Genomic DNA, 10,518 nt, shown 5'->3' on the forward strand with positions numbered 1-10,518 from the left:
GAGTGGCGAGCGCCGACCGGCCGCCCAGGCCAGCAGCACCTGGTCGGGTTCGGCGTCGACGACCGGTACGTAGCTGATGTCGGACCGGGAGTACTGCTCGGCGACCGAGTGCGGCACGAGCGTGATGCCGGTTCCGGCGGCCACGCATTCGAACTTCTCCTCGACGGTCCGCACCGGGAGGTCGCCGGGCCCGGGAAGGGCGTACCTGAGCCAGGTCTCGCCGTCGAGGTCGGCCAGGGACAGTTCCGGCTTGCCCGCGAGCCGGTGTCCGGCCTGGAGCATCACCACGCGGGACTCGCTGTACAGGGGCCGCAGTTCCAGGCCCTCCTCGCGCAACGGGGAGCGTACGTAGGCGACGTCGAGGGTGCCGTCGAGAAGAAGCCTTTCCTGATCGTCCCATTCGAGCCGGCGAGCCGTGGTCTCGACGTCCGGGTGCTCGGCGCGGAAGGCGCGCAGGGCGTCCGTGACCACGATTCCCGCGCGGAAGCCGACGACGAGCCGCCGGGGCCCGCGCGCGGCCCGCAGGACGCGGCGCCGGGCTCCCTCTGCCGACGCCAGCAACTCCCGTGACTCCGCGATGAGTTGCCGTCCGGCATCGGTCAACGTCACGCCGCGGCTGTCGCGTACGAACAATTCGGCACCCAAGTCCTTCTCCAGGGCGCGAATCTGACGGCTCAGCACGGGTTGTGCGATGTGCAGCCGCTCGGCGGCACGGCCGAAATGGAGCAGTTCGGCGACCGCCACGAAGTAGCGGACCTTCCGCAGGTCGAGGTCCATGGCCGCCCCTTTCCCCGGCGATGTCTTCAGGGTATCGCCACCGCTGAAAGAGGTCTTGGACGGGGGGCCGGAGGCGGTCGCAGGCTGGATCCCGGCAAGCAACGGCGAAAGGGAAGCGGCATGGGCCTGCAAGGACAGCGTGTGGTCGTCATCGGAGGTACATCGGGCATCGGGCTCGCGGTCGCCGAGGGCGCGGCGCGCGAGGGTGCCGGCGTGGTGGTCGCCTCACGGCGGCAGGAGAGTGTGGACGCGGCGCTGAAGCGCCTGCCGGAGGGCGCCGAGGGGCAGGTGCTGGACGCGACGGACGAGGACGCGGTGCGGGGATTCTTCGCCCGGATCGGCGCGTTCGATCACCTGGTGTACACGGCCGGTGAGCCGCTGCTGCTTCAGAGGGTGGCCGAGGCAGGTGTCGATCAGGTCCGGCGGTTCATGGACACGCGGCTGTGGGGGGCGTACACGGCGGTGAAGTACGGCGTCGCCGGGCTCCGTCCGGGCGGTTCGGTGGTGCTGACGACGGGGACGGCGGGGCGTCGGCCGCTGCCCGGTTCGAGCGCCGCGTCGGCGCTGTGCGGGGCGATGGAGTCGCTGACCCGGGCACTGGCCGTGGAGCTTGCGCCGGTGCGGGTCAATGCGGTCTCGCCGGGTCTGGTGCGTACCGAGCTGTGGCGGGACCTGCCGGAGGAGATGCGGGAGGGGCTGTTCCGGTCGTCCGCCGAGTCGCTGCCGGTGGGGCGGGTCGGCGAGCCGGCGGATGCGGCGGAGGCGTACCTGTATCTGATCCGCGGGGGGTACAGCACCGGATCGGTGGTGGTCGTGGACGGCGGCGGCACGCTGGTCTGAGCGGTCGGCCGGCGGCGAGGTGTACGCCGGCCGCGGTCACGGCCGTGCCGAGGCGGGGGCGGACGGGGTCGTGGCCGAGGCCGGCGGCGCGGGCGGTGGGATCGGCGCCGAGGTTGGTGGCGATTCCCCACCGGACACCAACTGCGGTCATGAGGGAACGTCAGCCGACCTCAGCCGTCCGTGCCGGAAATACGGATCAACAGGCCCATGAACTGATCGCGTTCGGCGGCCGAGAGCGGGGCGAGCAGCTCATCGTTGGCTGCGCTAGCCGCGCTCTCGCAGCGCAGGAGGAGACGGGCGCCCTCATCGGTGAGGGACACGGCGTTCTTGCGCCGGTCCCGGGGATCGGGGGCGCGTACGACGTGGCCGGCGGACTGGAGGTCATTGAGGACGCCGACCAGGTCCTTGGGGTCGAGGCCGACGCTGCGGCCGAGGTCGGCCTGGGCGACGGGGGCGAGGTCGCGGACGGCGGAGAGGACCACGTGGTGCCACATCTTCATGCCCTCGGCGGCGAGGGCGTCGGCGACCAGGGCGCGGCCCCGGGCGGCGGCCCGGCCGAGGAGCCAGCTGGGCAGGGAGCGGATCGCGGGCAAGGGTGCTTCGGCCATGGCAGCAGCCTAACCGAGAATCGTTGGACTTCCCAATGAATCTCAGATACCGTTGGGACTCCCAACGAGTTGCTGGGTGTCCCGACGGCCGACGCGCCGGGGCGGCCCAGCCCTGGAGGTGCTGATGCGTCGCGTCCGGTACGAATCCACCGGCGGCCCGCTGTTCCTGGAGGAGGCCCCCGTCCCCGAACCCGGCCCCGGTGAGCTGCTGGTGCGCTGCGAGGCGGTCGGCGTGACCCTGCCCGTGGTCCGCAAGGTCACCGAGGCCGCCGAACCGATCGCGCTCGGCGGCGAGATCGCCGGTGAGGTGGTGGCGGCCGGCGAGGGCGTGACCCGCTTCCGGCCGGGCGACCGGGTGACCGGACTGTGCTTCGGCCACGGGTACGCCGACTTCGCCCTGCTGCACGAGGCGATGGCCTCCCCGATACCGGACGACGCCACAACCGTGGACGCGGTCGCGCTGGTGCGCAGCGGGCTGGTGGCGTACGGGGCGCTGGAGGCGGCCCGGCCGGCGCCGGGCGAGGCGGTCCTCGTCACGGCCGCGGCGAGCGGGGTCGGGCATCTCGCCGTACAACTGGCGCGGGTCCGGGGGGCCGGACGGGTGGTGGGGGCCGTGTCCGATCCCGCGAAGGCGGAGTTCGTGCGCACGCAGGGTGCCGACGACTGCATCCGGTATTCCGACGACAGCTGGGGGGATCCGGTCGATTGCATCCTGGATGCGGTCGGCGGTGATCTGCTCGCTCCCGCCCTCGCTGCCCTCGCCCCACACGGCCGCCTGGTCGCCTACAGCTCGGGCGGCGGCACGATCCAGGCCTACGACCTCCTGGTCGGCGCCAAGTCGGTGATCGGCTTCCAGATGGCGCTGATCGCCCGCGGCCGGCCGGAGCTGTACGAGCAGTGGCGCCAGGAGCTGTGGCGGCTGTTCGCCGAGGGCGCCCTGAAGCCGGCCGTGCACGCCGAGTTCGCGCTCGCGGACGCGGCGAAGGCGCACGAGGTCATCGAGACGCGGGCCAACCTCGGCAAGGTCGTCCTGCGGCCGTAGGGCCGATGGCGCACTCCTTGTGGCGCACGCTTCTTGTGGGGCCCCGATGCCCCAACTACCGTCGGTGGGGCATCCGTTGGACATGGGATGTGCGGATGTCCAGATGTCCGCCCGGCGAAGGGCCGCACCATGCCGTCAGGTCTCCGTGCCCGTCTCAGATCCGTACTCGCCCTCGTGTGCACAGCGGCGGCACTGCTCCTGGCGCCGCTCGCCTCCCTCCACCCCGCACATGCCCAACCGGCGGAAAAAACAACGGAGTTCGAGCAGCAAGTCCTGTTCAAGGCGTCGCGGGATCCCGGCTACGCCTGCTTCCGGATACCGGCGATCGTCAAAGCGGCCGACGGCACGCTGCTGGCGTTCGCCGAGGGCCGGGTCCTCAACTGCGGGGACGCCACCGACATCGACATCGTGCTCAAGCGCTCCACCGACGGCGGCCGCACCTGGGGCCCGCTCCAGGTGGTCACCGAGGGCGGCGGAGACACCCATGGCAACCCGGCACCGGTCGTGGACCGCGACACCGGCCGGGTCTGGCTCGCGGAGACGTACAACACGGGCCGTACGGACGGCGCCGGCTGCCCAGTGCCGTGCGACCGTACCCCGCACCTTCAGTACAGCGACGACAACGGCGTGACCTGGTCCGCGCCGCGCGATCTGAGCCGGGAGATCCTGCCCTCCGCCTGGAACTCCTGGTACGCGACCGGTCCGGCGCACGGCATCCAGCTCACCCGCGGCCGGTACGCGGGCCGGCTGGTCTTCGGGGTCAACGCCGAGTCCTGGAACGGCACCCGGATCACCGCCAACCACGCGGCACTGATCGTCAGCGACGACCACGGCGGTCACTGGCGGATCGGCGCCCAGGACACCTGGCCCATCGCCGAGGACGGCACCTTCCGGCAGAAGCCCTCCGAACTCGCCCTCGCCGAACGCGAGGACGGCTCGATCCTGGTCAGCGGCCGGGAACAGGACGGCACCGACCTCGGCCACCGCACCCAGGCCATCAGCCGCGACGGCGGCTCCAGCTTCGCCGCGCCCTTCCACGACCTGCCCGACCTGTACGCCCCGATGGTGCAGGCTTCGCTGCTGCGACTCGGCGACCGGCTGCTTCTCGCCTGCCCCGCCGATCCCGACCGGCGCCGCACCATGATGATCCGCTCCTCCTACGACGGCGGCCGCACCTGGGACAGCGTGGACCGCGGCACGGTCGTCACGACGGACTGGTCCGGCTACTCCGACCTGGTGCGCATCGCCGGGGACACGGTGGGCCTGGTCTACGAGGGCGGTGCGGTGGACGCGCGCGACGAGATCCGTTTCGCCCGCTTCACCGAGGACTGGCTCGCCCCGCGCCGCGGCCCCGACCCGGTGACCGCCGACCTCGCCCCGCACGCCCGGCCCGCCGCGGTGCTCGGCGGTGCGCGGGAGACCGCGGGGGTGTTCGGCCGTGCGCTTGAGTTCGACGGGACCGACGACGCCGTACGCCTGCCCTACAGCAGTCGGCTGCCGCTCGGCACGAAGGACTTCACGGTGTCCCTGTGGTTCCGCTACACGGCCACCGGCGGTGAGCAGCCGATGCTGTGGATGGGCGGGGCCGGTACCACACAGCCGCAGGTGTGGCTGCGCGGGGAGCCGGCGAACAACCGGATGCAGGGCCTGATCACCGTGCGGGACGGCGCGAACGCTCCGCAGACTGCATACGTTCGCACGGATACCGCATACAACGACGGCCGGTGGCACCACGCCGTCCTCCGACGCGGCGGAGGACGGCTGATGTTGTCGGTCGACGGTATGCAGTCGTCCGTAGCCGACATACCGGGTTCCGTCAGCCGCAACTCCCCCTTCGGCGTGCACATCGGTCAGCGCATGGACAGCCGGGCCTTCTTCACCGGCGCCCTCGACGAGGTGCACGTATGGGACCGGGCGCTGACCGACCAGGAGCTGTCGGACCCGAAGGCGCTGCGGTCAGCGCAGGACACGGTCCTGTGGCTGCCCCTGGACCACGTGGGCCGCTGACGTCCCGGGAGCGGCGTCCGGAGTCTCCTCCGGATCGCGGGCGCGGCGCTTGGCGAGGACCGCGCACACCATCAGCTGCATCTGGTGGAAGAGCATCAGCGGCAGCACGGCGAGGGAGGCGTGGGCGCCGAAGAGCACGCCGGCCATGGGCAGTCCGGAGGCGAGGGACTTCTTCGACCCGGCGAACTGGATGGCGATCCGGTCCGCCCGGCCGAAGCCGAGTGCCTTGCCTCCGTACCAGGTCAGCAGCAGCATCAGCGCCAGCAGCGCGGCCTCGACGACGAGCAGGCCGCCGAGCCGCGCGGGGCTGACCTGGTGCCAGATGCCCTGGGTCATGCCCTCACTGAAGGCGGTGTAGACGACGAGCAGGATGGAGCCGCGGTCGACCAGGCCGAGGACCTTCTTGTGCCGGGCGATGAAGCCACCGACCCAGCGTCGCAGCAGCTGCCCGGCGAGGAACGGCACCAGCAGCTGGAGCACGATCTTCAGCAGCGAGTCGGCGGAGAACCCGCCGCCGCTGTTGCCGAGGAGCGCCGCTGCCAGCAACGGTGTGATGAGCATGCCCGCCAGGGAGGAGAAGGAGCCTGCGCAGATCGCCGCGGGCACGTTGCCGCGGGCGATCGAGGTGAACGCGATGGACGACTGGATCGTGGACGGCACCAGCGTCAGGAACAGCAGGCCCTGGTAGAGCGGCTGGGTCAGCAGCGCCGGCACCAGCGCCCGCAAGGCCAGCCCGAAGACCGGGAAGAGCACGAAGGTGCAGAGCAGCACGGTGACGTGAAGCCGCCAGTGCCGCAGCCCGTCCAGCGCCTCCCGGGTGGACAGGCGGGCGCCGTAGAGGAAGAAGAGGAAGGCGATCGCGGCGGTCGACGCGCCCGAGGCCACGTCGGCGGCGGTTCCCCGGGCCGGCAGGAGTGCGGCCAGCCCCACGGTCCCGAGCAGCAGGACGATGTACGGGTCGATCGGTATCCAGCTCGGCCGGCGCAGGCGTGTCACGGTGCTCCGATTGCTCTGTGTGCGGGTGTCAGGGGTTGAAGTGGTCGTTCGCTGTCTTCTGGTCTCGGGCCCGCAGGAGCCCCGTCCATGGTCCTCCGCTCCGCGCCGATCGGGAATCCCGTACACCATTCTGACTGTCATCATGTTGTGTGATAGCCGCGTAGGCTGGTGCCGTGTACGACCCGACGCAGCTGCGCACCTTCCTCGCCGTGGCCCAGACTCTGAGCTTCACCCAGGCCGCCCATCGGCTCGGGCTGCGCCAGTCCACGGTCAGCCAGCACGTACGCCGGCTGGAGGACGCGACCGGCCGGCAGCTGTTCGCCCGGGACACCCATTCGGTGGAGCTGACCGAGGGCGGCGAGGCGATGCTGGGCTTCGCCCGGCGGATCCTCCAGGTGCACGAGCAGGCGACGGCGTTCTTCACCGGCACCCGGGTGCGCGGGCGGCTGCGGTTCGGCGCGTCGGAGGACTTCGTGCTCACCCGGCTCCCGGAGATCCTGGAGGGCTTCCGTCACGACCATCCCGAGGTCGACCTGGAGCTCACGGTGGAGCTGTCCGGCACCCTGCACGAGCAGCTGGCCGCCGGAAAGCTGGACCTCGTGCTGGCCAAGCGCCGCCGGGAGGACCCCCGGGGCGAGCTGGTCTGGCGCGACGACCTGGTGTGGATCGGCGCCGAGCGGCTGCGCCTGGACGCGGACCGGCCCGTCCCGCTGATCGTGTACCCCCCGCCCGGCATCACCCGGGCCCGCGCGCTTCAGGTGCTGGAGAGCGAGGGCCGGCCGTGGCGGATCGTGTGCACCAGCGGCAGCTTGAACGGCCTCATCGCGGCGGCCCGCGCCGGGCTCGGCGTGATGGCCCACTCCCGGCGCCTCATCCCGCCCGGCCTCTCCCGCCTCCCCGACCGCTTTGGCCTGCCCGACCTGGGCCGGGTCGATTTCGTCCTGGTCCACGGCCGCCGCCACGGCGCGGCGGAGGAGGCCGCGAACGCGCTGGCGGCGGCGATCCTGGCGGGCGGGGAACGACTCCGCCGCCCCGTCGACTGACCGGACACGCTCGGCGGACGGCCGCGTGGAACCTCGCCGGTGGCCACGTGCGGGCGCACCCGGCCGGCCGGTGCAGGCCGTAATCGGCCCGTACAGATTCGGTGGAGATTACGGCACCGAAACTTACTGACCCGTCAGTATCGTGTCCGGCCCTTCCCTATGTGAGGGCATTTTCCGGTCACCTCCCGGGAAAAACGTGAGGTTTGCTCGGTTTCCTGCCCCCTCCCGCCCGGTGACGCCGTGGGGTAGCTTTCACCGCGCTGTGCCGGATATCACCGGCGTGACCAAGCAGCGAGGATCGGGGAGCGAGGTTTGCGCGAGTTCACCAACCCGCCGCTCACGTCGGCACCGCCGGTGGGCGGTCTGGCCGACGTGGTCTTCGAGCATGCCCAGACCGACCCGACGCACATCGCCCTCGGCCGCAAGGACGCCGCCGGGCAGTGGCGGGACGTGACCGCCGCCGAGTTCCGGGACGAGGTGCTGGCCCTCGCCAAGGGCCTGCTGGCCCGCGGCATCCGCTTCGGCGACCGCGTCGCGATCATGTCCCGTACCCGCTACGAGTGGACCCTCTTCGACTTCGCGCTGTGGACCATCGGCGCCCAGGTGGTGCCGGTCTACCCCACGTCCTCGGCCGAACAGTGCTTCTGGATGCTCTACGACGCCGAGGTGTCCGCGGCGATCGTGGAGCACGAGGACCACGCGATGACCATCGCCACCGTCATCGACCGCCTCCCGCAGCTGCGCCAGCTGTGGCAGCTGGACTCGGGCTGTGTGCAGGAGCTGTACGACGCCGGCGCGCACCTCGACGACGAGATGGTGCACCGGCACCGGCAGGCCGTCACCCCGGACTCGGTCGCCACGATCATCTACACCTCCGGCACCACGGGCCGCCCGAAGGGCTGTGTGATCTCGCACGGGAACTTCATGTGGGAGGCGGACACCGTCATCCAGCGCTGGGAGCCGGTGTTCCACTCCAAGAAGGGCGACGAGGCCTCCACGCTGCTGTTCCTGCCGCTCGCGCACGTCTTCGGGCGGATGGTGGAGGTCGCCGCGATCCGCGGCCGGGTCCGCTTCGGGCACCAGCCGCAGCTGCACGCCGCCGCGCTGCTGCCCGATCTGGCCGCGTTCCGGCCGACGTTCGTGCTGGCCGTGCCGTACATCTTCGAGAAGGTGTTCAACGCCGCCCGCCGCAAGGCGGAGAAGGACGGCCGGTCCGGGCCGTTCGAGAAGGCGGTCGACGTCGCGGTGAAGTACGCGGAGGCCGTCGAGGCGAAGGCATGGGGCATCGGGCCCGGCCCCTCGGCGGGGCTGCGCATGCAGCACCAGTTCTTCGACAAGGTCGTCTATGCCAAGGTCCGCGCGGCGATGGGCGGTCGTATACGGAATGCGATGTCCGGTGGTTCGGGGATGGACCGCCGGCTGGGGCTGTTCTTCGCGGGCGCGGGCGTGCAGATCTACGAGGGCTACGGCCTGACCGAGTCGACGGCGGCGGCCACCGCCAACCCGCCCGAGCGCACCCGCTACGGCACCGTCGGCCAGGCCATCCCCGGGATGACCGTGCACATCGCCGACGACGGGGAGATCTGGCTGTACGGCGCCAACATCTTCCAGGGCTATCTCAACAACCCCAAGGCCACGGACGAGACGCTGCACGACGGCTGGCTGGCCACCGGCGACCTGGGCTCGCTCGACGAGGACGGCTATCTGACCATCACCGGCCGCAAGAAGGAGATCCTCGTGACCTCCGGCGGCAAGAGCGTCTCCCCCGGGGTGCTGGAGGAGCGGGTGCGTGAGCATCCGCTGGTCAACCAGTGCATCGTCGTCGGCAACGACCGGCCCTACATCGCCGCTCTGGTCACCCTCGACCAGGAGGCCGTCGAACACTGGCTGCAGATGCGCGGAAAGCCGAAGATGAGCCCGGCACAGCTGGTACACGACGCCGACCTGGAGACGGAGGTGCGGCGGGCGGTGGTCGCCGCCAACACCCTTGTCTCGCAGGCCGAGTCGATCCGCACCTTCCGCATCCTGGCGCAGCCGTTCACCGAGGAACACGGCCTGCTCACCCCGTCGTTGAAGCTGAAGCGGAAGGCGATCGAGAAGGCGTACGACAGAGAGGTCGAGGCCCTCTACCGGACCTGACGTCTCCGGCGGTCGCCTCCGGTACGGCCTGCGCTGCCGCCTTCGCTGCGCGGGACCCGGTCGCGTGCACGCGTGGTCGGCACGGATTGCGCCGTCAGGAATGCGGCACGGGCCGTGATCGTTGACGATGGGAGTACCACCTGTCTTCAACCTAAGGATCAAGAGGCTCGTGAGCAGCAAGGTCCCCCCGATCATCCTCAACAACGGCATCGAGATGCCCCAGCTGGGCTACGGCGTCTGGCAGGTGCCGGACGACGAGGCCGAGCGGGCCGTCGCCACCGCGCTGGAGGCCGGGTACCGCAGCATCGACACCGCCGCGATCTACGGCAACGAAGAGGGCACCGGCAAGGCCATCGCCGCCTCCGGCCTGCCCCGTGCGGACGTCTTCGTCACCACCAAGCTCTGGAACAGCGAGCAGGGTTACGACTCGACGCTGCGCGCCTTCGACGTCTCGCTGGCGAAGCTGGGTCTCGACTATGTCGACCTGTACCTGATCCACTGGCCGCTGCCCTCCCGCGGCAGGTACGTCGACACCTACAAGGCGCTGGAGAAGCTCTACGCCGACCAGCGGGTCCGCGCCATCGGCGTGTCCAACTTCCTTCCCGAGCACCTTGAGCGGCTGATCGCCGAGACGTCCGTCGTCCCGGCGGTCGACCAGATCGAGCTGCACCCGCATCTGCAGCAGCGCGCCGCCCGCGAGTTCCACGCGGAGCAGGGCATCGCCACCGAGGCCTGGTCCCCGCTCGGCCAGGGCAAGGGCCTGCTGGAGGTACCGGCGATCGTCGCCATCGCGCAGAAGCACGGCCGTACGCCGGCCCAGGTCGTGCTGCGCTGGCACATCCAGCTCGGCAACATCGTGATCCCGAAGTCCGTGACGCCGGCCCGGGTCAAGGAGAACATCGAGGTCTTCGACTTCAGCCTGGACGACGAGGATCTCGCGGCGATCAGCGCGCTCAACGAGGACCGGCGCCTGGGCCCCGACCCGGCCACCTTCGACCTCGGCTGAACCGGCTTCCGGGCGCCGGCCCGCATCGCCTTCCCGGCGTCGGCCCGGGCCGCGTCCAGC

Annotated in this window: 9 protein-coding genes; 6 read left to right on the forward strand and 3 right to left on the reverse strand. The window is 71.1% G+C overall.

The features are described from left to right. Nucleotides 1-777 (reverse strand): LysR family transcriptional regulator (locus LE548_RS04915; protein WP_225095357.1); only part of this gene is annotated, 777 nt, incomplete at its 3' end. A gap of 120 nt (nt 778-897) precedes the next feature. On the opposite strand from LE548_RS04915, the gene LE548_RS04920 reads away from it, so the two are divergent. After that, nucleotides 898-1,617, forward strand: a complete 720-nt coding sequence (locus tag LE548_RS04920; RefSeq protein ID WP_263635659.1) for an SDR family oxidoreductase — start codon at nt 898-900, stop codon at nt 1,615-1,617. Between the two features lie 170 nt (nt 1,618-1,787). Here the strand turns inward: LE548_RS04920 and LE548_RS04925 are convergent, their stop codons facing one another. Next, the gene (locus tag LE548_RS04925) at nt 1,788-2,225 is read right to left on the reverse strand and encodes a MarR family winged helix-turn-helix transcriptional regulator (protein WP_225095358.1); all 438 of its coding nucleotides are present in this window, start codon (nt 2,223-2,225) and stop codon (nt 1,788-1,790) included. Between the two features lie 124 nt (nt 2,226-2,349). On the opposite strand from LE548_RS04925, the gene LE548_RS04930 reads away from it, so the two are divergent. Together LE548_RS04930 and LE548_RS04935 are read left to right on the forward strand one after the other, a co-directional pair. Continuing rightward, on the forward strand, nt 2,350-3,267 hold the full coding sequence (locus LE548_RS04930) for a zinc-binding dehydrogenase (protein WP_225095359.1): 918 nt from the start codon (nt 2,350-2,352) through the stop codon (nt 3,265-3,267). Between the two features lie 129 nt (nt 3,268-3,396). Beyond that, the gene (locus tag LE548_RS04935; RefSeq protein ID WP_225095360.1) at nt 3,397-5,274 is read left to right on the forward strand and encodes a sialidase family protein; all 1,878 of its coding nucleotides are present in this window, start codon (nt 3,397-3,399) and stop codon (nt 5,272-5,274) included. Here LE548_RS04935 and LE548_RS04940 read toward each other — a convergent pair. Further along, on the reverse strand, nt 5,224-6,270 hold the full coding sequence (locus tag LE548_RS04940) for a bile acid:sodium symporter family protein (RefSeq protein ID WP_225095361.1): 1,047 nt from the start codon (nt 6,268-6,270) through the stop codon (nt 5,224-5,226). The two genes, LE548_RS04935 and LE548_RS04940, sit on opposite strands and share 51 nt — an antisense overlap. A gap of 173 nt (nt 6,271-6,443) precedes the next feature. Between LE548_RS04940 and LE548_RS04945 the strand changes: the two genes are divergently transcribed. From LE548_RS04945 to LE548_RS04955, 3 genes are all read left to right on the forward strand, one after another. Then, nucleotides 6,444-7,313, forward strand: a complete 870-nt coding sequence (locus LE548_RS04945) for a LysR substrate-binding domain-containing protein (protein WP_225095362.1) — start codon at nt 6,444-6,446, stop codon at nt 7,311-7,313. 312 nt (nt 7,314-7,625) lie between these two features. Beyond that, entirely contained in the window at nt 7,626-9,452 is a 1,827-nt protein-coding gene (locus tag LE548_RS04950; RefSeq protein ID WP_225095363.1) for a long-chain fatty acid--CoA ligase, read from the forward strand. 169 nt (nt 9,453-9,621) lie between these two features. Then, on the forward strand, nt 9,622-10,458 hold the full coding sequence (locus LE548_RS04955) for an aldo/keto reductase (RefSeq protein WP_308029862.1): 837 nt from the start codon (nt 9,622-9,624) through the stop codon (nt 10,456-10,458). Nucleotides 10,459-10,518 lie beyond the last annotated feature (60 nt).

It is taken from the genome of Streptomyces sp. CoH27, assembly GCF_020181035.1.
GTDB lineage: Bacteria > Actinomycetota > Actinomycetes > Streptomycetales > Streptomycetaceae > Streptomyces > Streptomyces camelliae.

Bases quoted from the DNA above. Each gene is read 5' to 3' on its own strand.
- LE548_RS04920 (WP_263635659.1), top strand. From the start codon at position 898: ATGGGCCTGCAAGGACAGCGTGTGGTCGTCATCGGAGGTACATCGGGC.
- LE548_RS04925 (WP_225095358.1), bottom strand. From the start codon at position 2,225: ATGGCCGAAGCACCCTTGCCCGCGATCCGCTCCCTGCCCAGCTGGCTC.
- LE548_RS04930 (WP_225095359.1), top strand. From the start codon at position 2,350: ATGCGTCGCGTCCGGTACGAATCCACCGGCGGCCCGCTGTTCCTGGAG.
- LE548_RS04935 (WP_225095360.1), top strand. From the start codon at position 3,397: ATGCCGTCAGGTCTCCGTGCCCGTCTCAGATCCGTACTCGCCCTCGTG.